The sequence below is a fragment of the Streptomyces sp. R11 genome (assembly GCF_041051905.1).
GTDB lineage: Bacteria > Actinomycetota > Actinomycetes > Streptomycetales > Streptomycetaceae > Streptomyces.
In genome coordinates this window covers 8,117,011-8,133,354 of the sequence record NZ_CP163432.1, presented here as the reverse complement: position 1 = coordinate 8,133,354, position 16,344 = coordinate 8,117,011, and the positions used below count along the sequence as shown (strand labels likewise).

General features: G+C 71.5%; 16 protein-coding genes. 4 read left to right on the top strand and 12 right to left on the bottom strand.

The genetic code is table 11. The features are described 5' to 3' along the window. Nucleotides 1-14 precede the first annotated feature (14 nt). Nucleotides 15-497, bottom strand: a complete 483-nt coding sequence (locus AB5J55_RS37695) for an N-acetyltransferase family protein (protein WP_369274920.1) — start codon at nucleotides 495-497, stop codon at nucleotides 15-17. 71 nt (nucleotides 498-568) lie between these two features. After that, a complete protein-coding gene (locus AB5J55_RS37690) occupies nucleotides 569-742 on the bottom strand; it encodes a hypothetical protein (protein ID WP_328420641.1) in 174 nt (57 codons plus the stop codon). A 472-nt stretch (nucleotides 743-1,214) separates the two neighbouring features. On the opposite strand from AB5J55_RS37690, the gene AB5J55_RS37685 reads away from it, so the two are divergent. Beyond that, on the top strand, nucleotides 1,215-1,664 hold the full coding sequence (locus tag AB5J55_RS37685; protein WP_369274919.1) for a hypothetical protein: 450 nt from the start codon (nucleotides 1,215-1,217) through the stop codon (nucleotides 1,662-1,664). A gap of 25 nt (nucleotides 1,665-1,689) precedes the next feature. After that, nucleotides 1,690-2,478, top strand: a complete 789-nt coding sequence (locus tag AB5J55_RS37680) for an SDR family oxidoreductase (RefSeq protein ID WP_369274918.1) — start codon at nucleotides 1,690-1,692, stop codon at nucleotides 2,476-2,478. On the opposite strand, the gene AB5J55_RS37675 is transcribed toward AB5J55_RS37680, so the two are convergent. From AB5J55_RS37675 to AB5J55_RS37645, 7 genes are all read right to left on the bottom strand, one after another. Further along, complete coding sequence (locus AB5J55_RS37675) at nucleotides 2,457-3,974, bottom strand: SDR family NAD(P)-dependent oxidoreductase (protein WP_369274917.1); 1,518 nt, start codon at nucleotides 3,972-3,974, stop codon at nucleotides 2,457-2,459. The genes AB5J55_RS37680 and AB5J55_RS37675 overlap by 22 nt on opposite strands. Nucleotides 3,975-4,098: 124 nt before the next feature. Further along, nucleotides 4,099-5,436 carry a wax ester/triacylglycerol synthase family O-acyltransferase gene (locus AB5J55_RS37670; RefSeq protein ID WP_369274916.1) on the bottom strand — a complete coding sequence of 446 codons (1,338 nt, stop codon included), beginning with the start codon at nucleotides 5,434-5,436 and terminating at the stop codon, nucleotides 4,099-4,101. Between the two features lie 186 nt (nucleotides 5,437-5,622). Beyond that, nucleotides 5,623-6,579 carry a hypothetical protein gene (locus tag AB5J55_RS37665; protein WP_369274915.1) on the bottom strand — a complete coding sequence of 319 codons (957 nt, stop codon included), beginning with the start codon at nucleotides 6,577-6,579 and terminating at the stop codon, nucleotides 5,623-5,625. Nucleotides 6,580-6,668: 89 nt separating this feature from the next. Beyond that, nucleotides 6,669-6,983 (bottom strand): hypothetical protein, encoded by a 315-nt coding sequence (locus tag AB5J55_RS37660; RefSeq protein ID WP_369274914.1) that lies wholly within the window; start codon nucleotides 6,981-6,983, stop codon nucleotides 6,669-6,671. Between the two features lie 220 nt (nucleotides 6,984-7,203). After that, nucleotides 7,204-8,424, bottom strand: a complete 1,221-nt coding sequence (gene glgC, locus AB5J55_RS37655) for a glucose-1-phosphate adenylyltransferase (RefSeq protein ID WP_369274913.1) — start codon at nucleotides 8,422-8,424, stop codon at nucleotides 7,204-7,206. 51 nt (nucleotides 8,425-8,475) lie between these two features. Next, nucleotides 8,476-9,627 carry a glycogen synthase gene (gene glgA / locus AB5J55_RS37650; RefSeq protein WP_369274912.1) on the bottom strand — a complete coding sequence of 384 codons (1,152 nt, stop codon included), beginning with the start codon at nucleotides 9,625-9,627 and terminating at the stop codon, nucleotides 8,476-8,478. Nucleotides 9,628-9,668: 41 nt separating this feature from the next. Continuing rightward, nucleotides 9,669-10,424: a (2Fe-2S)-binding protein gene (locus tag AB5J55_RS37645; RefSeq protein WP_369274911.1), complete on the bottom strand. Its 756-nt coding sequence runs from the start codon at nucleotides 10,422-10,424 to the stop codon at nucleotides 9,669-9,671. 209 nt (nucleotides 10,425-10,633) lie between these two features. Between AB5J55_RS37645 and AB5J55_RS37640 the strand changes: the two genes are divergently transcribed. Then, complete coding sequence (locus tag AB5J55_RS37640; protein ID WP_369274910.1) at nucleotides 10,634-11,827, top strand: DMT family transporter; 1,194 nt, start codon at nucleotides 10,634-10,636, stop codon at nucleotides 11,825-11,827. On the opposite strand, the gene AB5J55_RS37635 is transcribed toward AB5J55_RS37640, so the two are convergent. Further along, nucleotides 11,817-12,977, bottom strand: coding sequence for a transglycosylase family protein (locus tag AB5J55_RS37635; protein WP_369274909.1), 1,161 nt, complete (start codon nucleotides 12,975-12,977; stop codon nucleotides 11,817-11,819). The genes AB5J55_RS37640 and AB5J55_RS37635 overlap by 11 nt on opposite strands. Nucleotides 12,978-13,275: 298 nt before the next feature. On the opposite strand from AB5J55_RS37635, the gene gndA reads away from it, so the two are divergent. Beyond that, nucleotides 13,276-14,715: an NADP-dependent phosphogluconate dehydrogenase gene (gene gndA / locus AB5J55_RS37630; RefSeq protein WP_369274908.1), complete on the top strand. Its 1,440-nt coding sequence runs from the start codon at nucleotides 13,276-13,278 to the stop codon at nucleotides 14,713-14,715. A 466-nt stretch (nucleotides 14,716-15,181) separates the two neighbouring features. On the opposite strand, the gene AB5J55_RS37625 is transcribed toward gndA, so the two are convergent. After that, nucleotides 15,182-15,526 (bottom strand): GNAT family N-acetyltransferase, encoded by a 345-nt coding sequence (locus tag AB5J55_RS37625; protein ID WP_369274907.1) that lies wholly within the window; start codon nucleotides 15,524-15,526, stop codon nucleotides 15,182-15,184. 41 nt (nucleotides 15,527-15,567) lie between these two features. Continuing rightward, a complete protein-coding gene (gene panD / locus AB5J55_RS37620) occupies nucleotides 15,568-15,990 on the bottom strand; it encodes an aspartate 1-decarboxylase (protein ID WP_369274906.1) in 423 nt (140 codons plus the stop codon). Nucleotides 15,991-16,344: the final 354 nt, after the last annotated feature.

Genomic DNA, 16,344 nt, shown 5'->3' with positions numbered 1-16,344 from the left:
GGCTAAAGCCCTGATCAAAGCGCCTTATGCATGATGTGCAACCCCACCCGGCCATGCCGCGGATGATCGAACGCGTCCGGGACCGTGCCGAGAATCGTGAAGCCGAGGGAGGTCCACAGGCGCACGGCCGGGTTGGTCTCGACGACGGCGTTGAAGACCATGCCCCGATAGCCGTCGGCCTTGGCCGCGGCCAGGATGTGCTCGGCGAGGAGGCGGCCGATGCCGCGGCCGCCCTGATCGGGGTCGACCATGAAGCCGGCGTTGGCGATACGGGCGGCGGGGCCACCGTAGTTGGGGGTGACGTAGGCGGAGGCGACGACCGCTCCGGCGTCGTCCTCGACGACGTAGACATGCTTGGCCGGGTTCATCCACAAGGCCCGGGCGGCGTCCTCGGAGGTGTCCGGATCCCATGTGTAGGTCTCACCGGCGGCCACGATCCGGTGCCAGAAAGACCAAATCCGCGGCCAGTCGTCGGCCGCGGCTTCTCTGATCAGCATGGGCGTGAGTCTCGCACGCCCATGCGGTCGGCGATCGCGAAGGGTTCTGCCCCTTCAGTCGACGTCGGACGTCAGTCGACGCTGGGCAGGATGTGGGGCTCGGCGAGGTCGTCCTCGTAGCCCGCCAGGCGGATGGGGGCGGACCTGGCCCACACATCGAGACTGCCGATCTCGTTCGACCGGCGGCCCGCGCGCTCCGTGCGTTCCTTGGGGCGCTGTTCGCGATTCGTCTTCTCAGGTGTCACCGCGCACTCCTTATGTGTCGGATCACCCTCGGGGCGGGCCGGCCCAGTCTGCGGTCCGGTACCTGACGCCCGCTCGGGTCATACTCAAAGTCGGCTCGGACGCGGTGGCGCCGGTAACTGGTGCTGAGAGCAGGCCGTTGTGCACCGGCTTGTCCCGGGACGGACCATGGGTGTGGGTTGGGACCCTGTAGTGCTGTCCGTCCGCTACAGATTAACCAAATGAGCGGGTACCCGCTCGATGGGGCTGCAAACAACCTGTAACTATCCGGAGTCGACCGGTTTTCACCTGCCGACCTCATCATGAGTTGCTATGAAATGTCCTGTTTACAAGTCACTCGTTCGGCTCAGCACCACCGCGCAGCGCGGCCTCGCCCCGAGCACGCCACGCAGTTCAAGTCCCGTTGGCCGAATCGCAAGGCGGCCATGATCTGCTGACGTACCGCAACGGCTTGTCCGGCGGGAGGACTGACGCATGGAGCTGCGCAGTGTCGAAGAGCTGATGGATCTGCTGTACGCCTGCCGGGGCACCCGGGACACGCCGGGCCTCGGGAGCATCCGAGTCGATCTCCACCAACACGCGCTGCAGACAGCCGCACTGCTGCGCCGCGCACGCCCCGCCGACAAGGAACTCCAGGTCGCGGGGCTCGTTCATGCCATCGGCCCGCTGCTGGGCCCGGCCGACGTGACCCGCCACTCCGACTGCGCCGCCGACGCGGTGCGACCTCTCCTCGGCGAACGGGTCTCCCGCCTGGTCCGTGACCAGTGCCGGGCCTTCGACTCCACCGACGACGACCTGGTGCGCCTGCGCCAGGCCGACGAGGAGGGCCGCAGCGCCGAGTTCGACGCCGGGGTCCTGGAGGACTGGCGCACAGTGCTGGAACTCGTGGCGGCCCGGCACTCGCCACTCGGGGCTGTTGACTGACGCCCCGTCATGAGACCGTACGGCGATGACGTCGTCGCACGGTCTCGAGGGCAGGGCCGCCGTGGTCACCGGCGGCACGCGGGGCATCGGACTCGCCGTCGCCCGGCAACTGGCCGCGGCCGGAGCGCGGGTCTGCGTGACCGCGCGGGACGCCGAGGAGGTGCGCAGGACGGCGGCCGAGCTGAGCGGCATCGGACTGGCGGGGAGCGTGGCGGACCCCGCGCACCTGCGGGAGGTCACGCGGGCCAGTCTGCGCGAGTTCGGCCGGCTGGACGTCCTCGTCAACAACGCGGCGACCAACCAGCCGTACGGGCCGCTCATGGACGCCGACCCGGACGCCTGGCGCGCGGCTTTCACGGTGAACGTCGAGGCCGCGCTGCGGTTGGTGCAGTGCGCGTGGCGGGCCTGGATGCGCGAGCACGGCGGGTCGGTGATCAACATCTGCACGGAGGGCGCCGGACATGTGGGCCCCGGCGTCGGGGCCTACGGCACGAGCAAGGCGGCGCTCCTGCACCTCACCCAGCAGCTCGCGGGTGAGCTGGGCCCGAGGGTACGGGTGAACTCGGTCTCCCCTGGCCTCGTACGGACCGAGATGGCGCGGTTCGTGTGGGAACCAGGCGAGCAGGAGATCGCGAGCGGGCTGCCACTGGGCCGCATCGGAGAGCCTGACGACGTCGCACGGGCGGTGCTGTGGCTGGCGTCGGACGCGGCACAGTGGATAACGGGAGCCGACCTACTGGTGGACGGCGGCACGCAGGTACGAGCAGCGCACCAGCCGACCTCCGCAGGCACTCACCACTTGCCGGGCGCGTAGTCCTTCAGGAAGACCCCGTACACGTCCTCGCCCGCCTCACCGCGCACGACCGGGTCGTAGACCCGAGCCGCGCCGTCGACCAGGTCCAGCGGCGCGTGGAAGCCCTCCTCGGCGAGGCGCAGCTTGTCGAAGTGCGGGCGCTCGTCGGTGATCCACCCGGTGTCGACCGAGGTCATGAGGATGCCGTCGCTCTGGAACATCTCCTGCGCACTGGTCCGCGTGACCATGTTCATGGCGGCCTTGGCGGCGTTCGTGTTCGGGTGGCCCGCACCCTTGTAGCCGCGCCCGAAGACACCCTCCATCGCCGAGACGTTCACGACGTAGGCACGTCCGCTCGTCGCCTTCTTCGCCGCGTCCGCCATGGCCGGCCGGAGCTTGCTGATCAGGATGAACGGCGCCGTGTAGTTGCACAGCTGGGTCTCGAGGAGCTCCACCGGGGAGATCTGCTCGATGGTCTGCACCCAGGTGTTGCTGTCCACGACGTCGGGGACCAGGCCGCCGGCGTCGATGGCAGTGCCGTCGAGGTGCCGGGCGACGCTGGCGTTGCCCGCGACCAGGGCGAGGTCGGCGACCTGCTGGGCGTCGATGCCGGAGATTCCGGCGGGCAGCGACGCCAGTCCGTCGACCGCGCCGGACCCGAAGGCGCCGATGACGTGGTGGGCGGGCAGCTCCCCGGCGGGCAGCGGGGCGCTCTCGCCGTCGACGAGCGCGGCGTAGGCGGAGGGCAGTCGGCGTACGGTCTGCGTCGCGTTGTTGACGAGGATGTCGAGGGGGCCCGCCTCGGCGACCTGGTCGGCGAGGGCGACGGCCTGGGCCGGGTCGCGCAGGTCGATCCCGACGACCTCGAGGCGGTGCAGCCAGTCCGCGGAGTCGTCCATGGCCTTGAAGCGGCGGATGGCGTCCTTGGGGAAGCGCGTGGTGATCGTCGTGTGGGCGCCGTCGCGCAGCAGCCTGAGCGCGATGTACATGCCGATCTTGGCGCGGCCGCCGGTGAGCAGGGCGCGCTTGCCGGTGAGGTCGGCGCGGACGTCGCGCTTGGCGCGGTTCAGGGCGGCGCAGTCCGGACAGAGCTGGTGGTAGAAGTAGTCCACTTCCACGTACCGGGTCTTGCAGGTGTAGCAGGAGCGCGGGCGCTGGAGTATCCCCGCGATCCGGCCCTCCTCCGTCGCCGACGACGGCAGCAGGCCCTCGGTCTCGTCGTCGATGCGCTGGGCGGAACCGGTCGCCGTGGCCTCCGTGACCGCCTTGTCGTGGGCGGTCTTGGCGGCCCGGCGCTCCTGGCGGCGGCGCTGCTTGACGGTCCGGTAGACGCCGGCGGTGGCCCGGCGTACGGCGATCGCGTCGGGGTGGTCGACCTCCAGCCTGTCGAGCTCGTCCAGCACGCTCAGGCACACGGCGAGCCGCTCCGGGTCGATGCCGGGGCCGTACACGACCTGGTCACCGGGATCGTGCACGACCTCGTCCGTGGTCGCCGGGCCTTCCTCTGTCACCGTCATCGCGCTGCCGTTTCCCTGATCACCGGAGCGGCGCGCCGACCGCGCCCGCTTTCGAACGGGGAATTCTACGGAGCGCCGGGCCGGTCCTCCAAAATCCGGCGAATCAGGCCCGCGGAGGCGGGGCTCAGGGGGCGCAGGCGGTGATCAGTGACTGCACCTCCTCGGACACGGCCTCGGCGAGCACGTCGAGGTCCGGTACGGCCTTGGCGTCGGCGACGAGTCCGTAGTGGACGCGTCCGCGGTACGTCGAGATCGCGATCGCCAGGGACTGGCCGCGGGCCAGCGGGGCGAAGGGATAGACCTCGGTGACGGGGTGACCGCCGAGCTTGAGGGCGATCCCGGGCAGCGGCACGCTGGTGACGAGGATGTCGAACCAGAGCCTGGCGGCCTGGCCGGCCAGCGGTCCGCCGAGCCGGTGGCCGAGCGCCGGTACGTGGTCGGCGAGCAGGGCGACGGCGCCCGCGCCCCGGTTGGGGCCGAGGTCCTTGTTGCGGCCCATGGCGGTGCGGACCGTGTCGAGGCGGCGCAGCGGGTCGGGGTCGTCGACGGGGAGCCGTATCAAGTATCCGGAGAGCCGGTTGCCCTGAGGGTGCGCGGTGCGCGGGCGGCGCCTGGAGACGGGGATCAGGGCACGGGGCGCGACGCCCTCGCTGCCGTCGCCGCGCTCGTCGAGCCAGCGGCGCAGGGCGCCCGCGACGACCGCGATCAGGACGTCGTTGACGGTGCCGCCGACGGCCTTGCGGACGACGTGCACGTCGTCGATGTCGACGACGACCCCGGCGGTGCGGCGGGTGCCGCTCGGCTCGGCCGTCAGGGCGTCCGACGAGCGCATCGCCAGCGTCGACACGGCGACCGAGGCGCCGATGTCGAGGGCGCGCCCCACGTCGGACAGGGCGCCGCGCACCAGCCCCGGCAGCTTGCGCACATCCGGAACGCGGCCGCTCCGGGGCGCCTCGGGACGAGGCTCGCGTGCGGGCAGGTCCATGGGGTCCAGAACCGCGGCGGCGAGGGTCAGCGCCCGCAGTCCGTCGGCGAGGGCGTGATGGAACTTGAACAGCACCGCGAACGACACCCCGTCCTCGCCCGGCAGTACATGCGCCTCCCACGGCGGCCGGTCGCGCTCCAGCGGGCGCTCCATAAGCCGGCCCGCGACCGCCTGGAAGTCCGCGGTCGGGGCGTGCAGCCGGACGTGGTCGAGCGGGTCGAAGTCGGGGGCGGGCTCGCGGGTGGCGCCTCCGAAGGAGAACGGCCGCAGCAGGCCCCGCGGCTGCCATGCGTCGCGGATCCGCATCCGCAGTCCGGGCACGGCGGCGGCGCGGGCGGCGAGCAGGTCGGCCGCGTGCGCGCCGGCGGTGGGCGAGTGCGCCGTGAAGACGCCGAGGGCGCCCAGGTGCATGGGGTGTTCGGCGGACTCGATGTTCCAGAACGCCAGGTCGAGAGGTGCGAGCAGGTCAGACGTCAATGGCTTGCCTCGCGTCGACGAAGGGTGGACCAGCAGTCAATCGCCCTCTGGCGATTACAGTCAAGTACGATCAGGCTACGCTCAGTTAACGGCAGATTAAGTCCCGCCCCTCACGAAAGGGGCGGGACTCATGGTGCATATGAGGTCACTCCAGCACAGGTAGCGGCACCGGGCATCCTGTGGTTGTCACCCGGGAGGCGTCACGGATCGCTTCGCCCCGCGGTCACCGCACGGCGGACGCGTACACCGCCGACCGGCCGGGCGCGTCCGGCTTCGCCCATACGGCGGTGAAGCCGCGCCCGGTCGAGGCCAGCCCCACTGCTCACCGAGGAAGTAGCCACGGGACCTGGCCTCGTCGGGGATGCGCGGGGCATGGCGCATGTCGAACGACGTCGGGGTCAGCCGGGTCTCCCGCCCAGTCGCCCCGCCGGATCCGCAGTCGACCGGCTTCGGGTGGCAGCGGGCCAGCCAGCGGCCGGTGAGCAGGGGTGCGCCCTCGTCGTTGTGGCGGAAGTCGGAATGGGCGACGGCGACCGTGCCGTCACGTCCGACGGCCAGCGTCACCGTGAAGGCCTGCTGGTTCGGCACGGGGACGGATGTGGGCGTGCGGTTCACCCGCACCGGCTCGGACCAGGTACGGCCGCCGTCGTCCGACGCCGCCAGGGCCACCGCGTCGGCGCCGCCGCCGCTGAACCGCGAGTCCTGCCAGGCCGTGTAGATCCGGCCGGTGCGCCGGTCGACGGCGGTGTCCGAAAGCAGGCTGGTGGTGTGGGAGACCTGCTCGCCGGACTCGGGGTCCTGGAACAGCCACTTGGTGCGCTGGGCGGCCACCTTCACCGGCTCGGACCAGGTACGGCCGCCGTCGGTGGAGCGTACGGCCTGCAGGGTGAGCCGGCCGGTGATCGGGCCCTCGCCGAACCGGACCCTGCTGTACACGTCGACCAGCGTGCCGTCGTCGAGCACGCTCAGCCTGTGCCCCGAGATCAGATGGCCCTCCCCGGCGTCCGCCACCAGCACGGGTGCCGCCCAGCTGCGTCCGCCGTCGGTGCTGCGGCTGATCCAGGCGTCAGTGCCGGTGCGGCTCTGGGCGGGGAAGCGTGGGGTGACCATGTACAGCACGTCCGGGTCGCGCGGGTCGGTCACGGACGTACCGCCGCCGTGTCCGCCCGGTCCGGGTCCGTCTCCTCGACGACGACCGCGGGGCGGGTCCAGGTCCGGCCGCCGTCGTCCGATCACCCGGACAGGGCCGCGCTCGCCGAGCCGTCGGCCATGAAGAGACCGCCGGTCACCAGCAGCGCCCCGCCCCCGGTGAAGGTCACGGCCGGGCCGTCCACGTAGTCGTACGTGCCGCCCGAGCACCGGGTCAGGCCGGGTACGACGGTCCGGGTCCAGGAGCGGCCGCCGTCGTCGCTGACGGCGAGGACCACACCACGTTGCCGGTCCTGCGGCCACGCGGCGGCGAGTCGGCGCGGGTCGTGCGGGCCGGCGGCGAGCTGCGGCGCGATGGGCGCCGCCGGCCATTCGGGGGTCCAGCGCGCCGGGCGCACAGTCGGCGAACAGGCTGCCGGCGGAGAGGCGTTGGGCTCCGGTCGCCGCCTGCGCCGGGGTGACGGACAGGACGGGTAAGGCGACCAGGGCAGCGGTGAGAACAGGCAGGATGCGGTGCGTGGCGTCGGCTCCTTCCGGACGGTTGTCACCATCCTCGGGAGCCCGTCCCGTGGTGACGTCGTACGCCGGGCGAAGCCGCCGCTGCGTCCTGCGCAGTAGCTAGGGGACCTGCTGCCCCTTCCCCAGCGCGATCACGCCGCCCTTGGAGACGGTGTACAGGTCGGAGTCCCGCTCCGGATTGACGCCGATCGTCGCGCCCGGGGGTACCTCGACGTTCTTGTCGAGTACCGCACCCCGCACCACCGCGCCCCGCCCTATGCGCACGTTGTCGTGCAGCACCGCCCCCTGCACCACCGCCCCCGGGTCGACCACCACGCCCGGCGAGAGCACGGACCGCGTGACCTGGCCCCGGATCAGGCAGCCGGCGCTGATGATGGACTCGCTGGCCATGCCGCCCGCGTTGAAGCGGGCCGGGGAGAGCTGGTTGGAGTGGGTGTAGATGGGCCAGCTGCGGTTGTAGAGGTTGAACGCGGGGCGCTCGGCGATCAGGTCCATGTGGGCGTCGTAGTACGCGTCCAGAGTGCCGACGTCCCGCCAGTAGCCCCGGTCGCGGTTGGTCTCGCCGGGGACGTGGTTGGCGCTGAAGTCGTAGAGCTGGGCCTCGCCCCGGTCGGTGAGCTGGGGCAGGATCGAACCGCCCATGTCGTGCACGGAGTTCTCGTCCTCGGCGTCCCGCTGGAGTGCCTCGATGAGGGCCTTGGTGGTGAAGATGTAATTGCCCATCGAGGCGAACACGCACTCCGGGTCGTCCGGGAGGCCGGGCGGATCGGCCGGCTTCTCCAGGAAGCGCTCCACGCTCAGGCCGTCCGAGCCGGGGCTGATCACGCCGAACGACGACGACTCGCCCCGCGGGACGCGTATGCCCGCCACCGTCACGCCCGCGCCCGACTCGATGTGCTGGGTGAGCATCTGGCGCGGGTCCATGCGGTACACGTGGTCGGCACCGAACACCGCGACGTACTCGGGGCGTTCGTCGTAGATCAGGTTCAGGGACTGCAGGATCGCGTCCGCGCTGCCCAGGTACCAGCGCGGGCCGAGCCGCTGCTGGGCCGGGACCGGGGTGACGTAGTTGCCGAGCAGGCTGGACATCCGCCAGGTGGTGGTGATGTGGCGGTCCAGGGAGTGCGACTTGTACTGGGTGAGGACGCAGATGCGCAGGATGTCGGCGTTGACGAGGTTGGAGAGGACGAAGTCGACGAGGCGGTACGTGCCGCCGAAGGTGACCGCCGGTTTCGCGCGGTCCGCGGTCAGGGGCATCAGGCGCTTGCCTTCTCCGCCCGCCAGTACGATTCCGAGCACCGAAGGTCCGCCACGACGCATGGCCGCTCCCCTCACCCTGGTTGATCCCAGCCTGCCCCTGAGCACCGCGCGCTAAGCCTGTTTGAGGATCTCCCCGTAGAGCCGGGCCGTCCGGCGTGCCACCGCGTCCCAGCCGAACTCCCCCACCGCACGCTGCCGTCCGGCCTCCCCCATCCGCCCGGCGGTCTCCGGGTCCCCGACGAGTGAGTCCAGCGCCCGCGCGAGGCCCGCCTCGAAGTCGTCGTCGAGCGGGACGAGCAGGCCCGTCTTGCCGTCCTCGACGACCTCGGGGATGCCGCCGACCTTCGAGGCCACCACGGGAGTTCCGCAGGCCATCGCCTCCAGATTGACGATGCCGAGGGGTTCGTACACCGAGGGGCAGACGAACACGGCTGCGTGCGTGAGGAGTTGGATCACTTCCGGGCGGGGCAGCATCTGCGGGATCCAGTGCACGCCCTCGCGGACCCGGCTCAGCTCCTGGTAGAGGTCGCGGAACTCCCGGTCGATCTCGGGTGTGTCCGGTGCCCCGGCGCACAGCACGACCTGCGCGGCCGGGTCGATGTCCCGTACGGCGCGCAGCAGATGGGGCACGCCCTTCTGGCGGGTGATGCGCCCGACGAAGAGCACGTAGGGGCGGTCGGGGTCGAGACCGAACCGGTTGAGGACGTCGGTGCCGCGGTCGGGCCGGTACAGGGTGGTGTCGATGCCGTTGTGCACGACGTGGACCCGGGCCGGGTCCAGCGCGGGATAGCAGCTGAGGATGTCCTCGCGCATGGCTCCGGAGACGGCGATCACCCCGTCGGCGGACTCGATCGCGGTGCGCTCGGCCCAGCTCGACAGGGCGTATCCGCCGCCGAGTTGCTCGGCCTTCCAGGGGCGCAGCGGCTCCAGGGAGTGGGCGGTCATCACGTGCGGGATGCCGTACAGGAGCTTGGCGAGGTGGCCGCCGAGGTTGGCGTACCAGGTGTGGGAGTGGACGAGTTCGCGGCCTTCGAGGCCGGCGGCCATGGCGAGGTCCACGGAGAAGGTCCGCAGTGCGTCGTTCGAGGTGTCGAGCGCGGACCAGGGGCGGTGGCGCACTACGCCGACCGCGCGCCCTTCGCCCCAGCAGTGCACCTCCAGGTCGACCAGGTCCCGCAACTCCCGGGCGAGGAACTCGACATGGACACCCGCGCCGCCGTACACGTCCGGCGGGTACTCCCGGGTCAGCAGTCCCACACGCACCCGGAACCCCCTGTTCTCAGCGGTTTGTTGCCCTTTCATGGTCACCCAGATGGGGCGCGTGGGGAAGAGCGCGGGGCTCGTGTGAAGCAACAGTCACCGCACACGCCACCGCCCGGCACGCGGTAGTAGAGGCAGCAGCTGCGGCGCCGGAACGCGGTCCCGGTGAGCGTGCCGGTCTCGGCGAGGAGGGGGTGGCCGAAAAGTACCGCGGTCAGGGCGCGGGCCCGGGCGGCGACGTCCGTACGGCCGTTGGCGTGCGCCCACTGGTCCAGTTGCCGGGCGGCGCCCGCCAGGGCGGATCCCGCGTTGCCCCACAGCAGCCCGGTGGCGACGCGGTAGCGGGCGTGCACGACGTCGGTGAGCGGCTGGAGGTGACCGCCCAGGACGACGTCCGACACGCTCTCCGGGTCCGCGGGGAGCGGGCGCACCTCCGTGAGCCACAGGTCGTCCGGGGCGCTGCCGTCGGGGTCCCAGTGCAGCAGGCCCGGGTCGAGGTCGGGGATGCGGCCGTACAGGGCGGCGCAGCCGAGGGTCATCGACCAGAGCCGGGCCGCGAGCCCCTGCTGAGCCACGGAGGCGGCGATCCGCAACTCAGGGGCGTGCAGGGCGTTCGCGACCTTCCGGACGCGGAAACCCAGGGGGTCTCCGTGGGAATCCGACGACGGCTCCCGGTAGGTCTCCGCCAGAGTCGGCAGTGGCCGAGGCACTTCCCCGGGGGTGCGTAGTACGAAGAAGCCGCCGAGCGGCCGGAGCGCGGCGAGATGGGGGTCGAGATCCACGAAGAGCAGTAGTACCAAGGCCCGTCGGGGTTATCACCTGGGGGTCACCACCCGGGGCACCCGTCTTGGGGATGACTCCTCGGGCGCCGTACTCCATCGGTAGTACGACACAGTGCGTGCTCTGGTACGACGACGGGAAGAGGTTTTCGAGGGATCGTGTTGGCTATGAAAGCCGACCGTTCGCCGCGCCGGGGTCAGCGGCCCCGCCTCACGCAGAGGACCAGCTCATGAGCGCCCTCGCGTTGTCCGTGCTTCTGTCGTTCGTCTCCGCCGTCGCCTACGCGGGCGGGGCGATCGTACAGGAGCGTGTCGCGGTGTCCTCTCCGGGACAGCAGTTCGCGCCGATGCGTCGGCCGGGCTGGTGGGCGGCGGTCGCGCTGAACGGCCTCGGTGGTCTGCTGCACGTGGTGGCGCTGGCTTTCGGCCCGCTGAGTCTGGTGCAGCCGCTGGGTGCCCTGACGATCGTGTTCGCGCTGCCGATGGCGGCGCTGTTCGTGGGCCGCAAGGCCGGGTCGACGGCCTGGCGGGGCGCCATCATGGCGACCGTGGGTCTCGCCGGTCTGCTGTCCCTGGTCGGCGCCTCGGAGTCGCAGTCGCTGGCCACCACCGAGCGGGTGGCCGTGGCTCTCGTCACCGGCTCCGTCGTCGTGGCGCTGATGATCGCGGGGCGGGCGGCCCACCGGCATCCGGCGGTGCGCAGCATGCTGCTCGCGATCGGGTCCGGCATAGCCTTCGGCATGTCCTCGGTGTTCACGAAGATCGTCGCGATCGACTGGAACGGCGGAGTGTCGGCCGCCGACCTGCCCGCGCTGGCGACGATAGGCGTCTTCGCCACGGCCGGTCTGCTGTTGTCCCAGGCCGCCTACCGGGGCGCGGGACTCGCGGCGCCGCTGGCCACGCTGACGGTCGTGAACCCGGTGGTGGCGGCCGCGGTCGGCATCACGATGTTCGGCGAGACGTTCCGGTACGGCACCACGGGCACCGTGCTCGCCCTGGGCTGCGGTGTGGTGGCGGCGGGCGGCCTGATCCTGCTGACGACGGAGCGGATCGCCCGCACCGAGGCCCCGGCCTCGGCGGCTCTGCCCGAGGCGCAGCCCCGGCCGGCCCGGTCCGCCGCCCTGCCCGAGCCGGCTCCGGTGCCCGCCGAGGAGCTGCTCGCCGACCTTCCGGAGCAGGTCGCCGCGCTGCCGCACGAGGGCGTCCTCGTACCGGAGAGGGAGCTCCTCGAACCGGACGGGTCCGAGATCCGCGTACCGGAGGGGATCGAGGACATCCTCATCCCCGTCCAGGTCGCGGAGGGCGCGTACGAGGACGAGCCGCACGCCGAGGGCGAACCCCAGTACCTCTACGGTCCCTTCTACGGCGGCCCGTACGTCCCGACGCCGGTCCTCGACCGGCACCGTATCCGCGTCAAATCCTGACGCCACCGGCCCGGAGATAGGCCACCGGGTCGATGTCCGCGCCGAAGCCGGGCCCCGTCCGCACCTCGAAGTGCAGATGCGGGCCCGTGCTGTTGCCCGTGGACCCGGAGCGGCCGATGCGCTGTCCGGCGCCCACCGACTGTCCGTCCTTGACGGAGATCGCCGAAAGGTGGGCGTACTGGGTGTAGCGGCCGTCGGTGTGCCGGATCACCACCTGGTAGCCGAAGGAGCCTTCCCACCCGGCGCTCACGACCTGCCCGGCCCCGACGGACTTCACGGACGTCCCGGTCGGCACGGGGAAGTCGAGGCCGGTGTGGTAGCCCTTCGACCAGGCCGAACCCGCCTTGCGGTACGGGGTGCCCGACGGGGCGCTCACCGGGGCGACCATGGAGCGACTGGTCGTCGTCGCCTGCTCTTCCCGTTTCGGGGTGGTCTTCTCCGAAGGGGTCTTCTGGGGCGAGGACTTCGGGGTGGCCGCCGGCCGGTCCGTCTTCGGGGACGTCGTCGTGGCGGCCTTGCCGCGCAGTGCGAGCCGCTGGCCCGGAATGATCAGGTCGGGGTCCGCGCCGACGGCCTTCCGGTTCGCGGCGTACAGGCCCCGCCAGCCGCCCTTGACCTGCTCCGACTCGGCGATCCCCGAGAGGGTGTCACCGTGCACGACGGTGTACATCTCGGCGGTGCCGGCCCGTGACTGCGGCGGGGTCTGCGGCTGTACGTCCTGCACCGAGGTCTTCCTGCCGGTGCCGGCGGGGTGGATGTCGGGCGTGTCGCCGCCGCGCGTCAGCCCGGCCCGTACCGAGCACACCGGCCAGGCGCCGGGGCCCTGCCCGTCCAGCACCTTCTCCGCGACGGCGATCTGCTGGTCCTTGGTGGCCAGATCCGCGCGCGCCGCGTACCGGGTGCCGCCGTACGCCTCCCACGTCGACTGGGCGAACTGGAGCCCGCCGTAGTAGCCGTTGCCGGTGTTGACGTCCCACCTGCTGGTCGACTCGCACGCGGCGACCTTGTTCCAGGTGCTCACGTCGGCCGCCTGCGCGGTACCGGTGCCGATGAGCGGGAGCGCGATGCCCGCGCCGCCAGCGGTGACGGTGAGTGAGGCGCGGTTGATCCTGTTCGGCTGGTACCGGCGGTGCCGGCCGCGTACGGCCATGAAGGAGCCCCCCATTGACATGCGTCAGGAGGGGCAAAAGTAAGCGCTGCGAACGAGCCATGACAAGACAGCAAATCAGCCGCCTCTTCACGCCAAGTGGCGCGCGACCGGCGCACGTTGCCCGGCGCCCGGGACGACTGAGTGCGCCGGGGCCTTCCGTCCGTATCTGCCTGCGCGACATCGCGCCACCCGGATGTGCGGTCGGAGTACCGGCACGTCAGGATGGACGAAGGGCAATACTGGCGGGCATGAGCGGTACCCGTACCGCTGCTGTATCGAGATCACTAGGAGCCAACGCATGAGCACTTCGGCGCAGATCGGCGTCACGGGTCTCGCGGTCATGGGCCGCAACCTCGCCCGTAATTTCGCCCGCAACGGCTATACGGTCGCGGTTCACAACCGGACGTCGGCGCGCACGCACGCGCTGGTGGAGGAGTTCGGGAGCGAGGGCGATTTCATCGCGGCCGAGACGGCGAAGGATTTCGTGGCGGCGCTCGAGCGACCGCGGCGGCTTGTGATCATGGTGAAGGCCGGCGAGCCGACCGACGCGGTGATCCAGGAGTTCGCACCGCTGCTGGAGCCCGGCGACATGATCATCGACGGGGGCAACGCGCATTTCGCCGACACCCGGCGCCGCGAGCGCGACCTGCGTGAGCAGGGCATTCACTTCGTCGGCATGGGCGTCTCGGGTGGCGAGGAGGGCGCGCTGCACGGCCCGAGCATCATGCCGGGCGGCCCGAAGGAGTCGTACGACTCGCTGGGCCCGATGCTGGAGAAGATCTCCGCGAAGGCGAAGGACGGCGCGCCCTGCGTGACGCATGTCGGCCCCGACGGCGCCGGGCACTTCGTGAAGATGGTGCACAACGGCATCGAGTACGCCGACATGCAGCTCATCGGCGAGGCGTACCAGCTGCTGCGGGATGTCGCCGGGTACGAGCCCGCCCAGATCGCGGACATCTTCCGCACCTGGAACGAAGGCCGGCTGGACTCCTACCTGATCGAGATCACGGCCGAGGTGCTGTCCCACGTGGACGCGGCGACGGGCAAGCCGTTCGTGGACGTGGTCGTAGACCAGGCCGAGCAGAAGGGCACGGGCCGCTGGACGGTCCAGATCGCCCTGGACCTGGGCGTTCCGGTCTCCGGCATTGCGGAGGCCGTCTTCGCCCGCTCCCTGTCCGGGCACGCGGCACTGCGGGACGCCTCGCGGGACCTGGTGGGCCCGAAGGCGTCGCCGCTGAGCGAGGCGGAGGCGGGGGCGTTCGCCGACCGGGTGGAGCAGGCGCTGTACGCGTCGAAGATCGTGTCGTACACGCAGGGCTTCCACGAGATCGACGCGGCGCGCGCCGAGTACGACTGGGACATCGACCTGGGCGCCGTCTCGGCGATCTGGCGGGGCGGCTGCATCATCCGCGCGGCGTTCCTGGACCGGATCCGTGCGGCGTACGACGCCCGGGCCGACCTGCCGAGCCTGCTGTCCGACGACACGTTCGCGCAGGAGATCGCCGCGGCGCAGGACGACTGGCGTGAGGTGATCATCGCGGCGACGCGGCAGGGCGTGCCCACGCCGGGGTTCGCCGCGGCGCTGGCGTACTACGACGCGCTGCGTGCCGAGCGGCTGCCCGCGGCGCTCACGCAGGGGCAGCGGGACTTCTTCGGGGCGCACACCTATCGGCGGACCGACCGGGACGGGTCGTTCCACACGCTGTGGGGTGGGGACCGGTCGGAGGTTTCCGCCTAGTGGCTGGAGCGACCTTGTAGCCGGGGCGACTCCGCGCCCTTGAGCGGCATTGCGGTGGGCGGCCTTCGGTGGCCGCCCACCGCTTTCGCTTTTTCCGGCTCAGGTGAGTGGTGGGCCGGGTTCGGGCTCGGTACCGGCTCCGGCCCGGGGGGATCGGGGACGGTGACGGGTCCGGGGGTGCGGGCGGGTCGGGGGTGCCGTGGGGTGGGGCCCGGTGGCGAAGGCGGCGTCGGCCCGGGCCGGGGTGGTTCGGGGCGGCGGGGGCTCCGGGGGTGGTACCGGGTGGGGATCGGGTGGCTGCGGCTCCGGGCCCGGGGTGGGTCCCGGATGGACCGGGTCCGGATACGGGTTCGTCATGGCGTCCTCCGGCCAATCGGTGCGCGTCGGCTCTGGACTACTCCCCCGCGTACCCGAGGTGCGCGCCGCCAGTCACTCGCTCGCGTCGATCGGGGCGCCCAGGTGGGCGTCAGAAGCGCTCGGGGTGCTCCCGCAGCCAGTCCATCGCCGCCTCCAGCAGCCCGGGGTCGGGCGTGGGGGCCTCGTCGGGGTGGCGTTCGGCCCACTTCACGACGTACGGGCACAGCGGCGCGACGACGGCTCCCTCGCGCGCCGCCATCCCGTACAGCTCGCGTGCCAGGGAGCCCGCGATGCCCTTCCCCTCGTGGGCCGGCTCCACGACGGTGTGGACGGGGACCAGGGCGCGCGCCGGGGATTCGAGGACGAAGTACTCGATGCGGCCGGTGACTTCGTCGCCCTGGAGGGCCTCCAGGCGGCCCGCGGCCCGGTCGTCACGGATCTCGATGTCGCTCATGGCACGCTCCTGGTCCGTCGTCAGGCTGAGGATGAGTGCGGTCAGGCCACCGGTACGGCCTGCGGGCTGCGCTCCTGGTCCGAGCCCGGCACCGGCTCGGACGGGTCCGCGCCCAGGGCCACGATCCGGTTGGCGCCGTCCACGTGCACGACCCGCGGCTCGAACTCCCGTGCCTCGGCGTCGGCCATCTGAGCGTAGCTGATGATGATCACCAGGTCGCCGGGGTGGACGAGATGGGCGGCGGCGCCGTTGATCCCGACGACCCCGGAACCGCGCTCGCCCTCGATGACGTAGGTCTCCAGGCGGGCGCCGTTGGTGATGTCGACGATGTGGACGAGCTCACCGGGCAGCAGGTCGGCGGCGTCGAGGAGGTCCGCGTCGATGGTCACCGATCCCACGTAGTGCAGGTCGGCCTGGGTGACGGTGGCTCGGTGGATCTTGGATTTGAACATGGTACGGATCATCGAGGTACTCCCACAAATAGGCTCCCTGCCCGCGTTGTTGCAGGTCAAGGGCTGTTTCCATACCTACGGCGAGTTGCAGGTTCCCTCGCCGACGGCCGGGATCAGAGTACGCAATGGACCTCTCAGACCTTCGTGACGATCGCCACATCGGGGCTCGGAGGTCACGCCGCTGCGCCGGCTGGGCGTCTGATCGAGACGCCGCGAAGTGCTCCCACGCCGTGTGCACCTGCCCCCCGCCATCCCCGAATCGCGTGATGACCGCGACGCAGTGAGCTCTCGGCGATCGCTGCGAACACCCCCCCCCCCCGGCGGTTCGCTCGGTGACGTGCACGCGGCCGTGGCACGCTCGGGCGC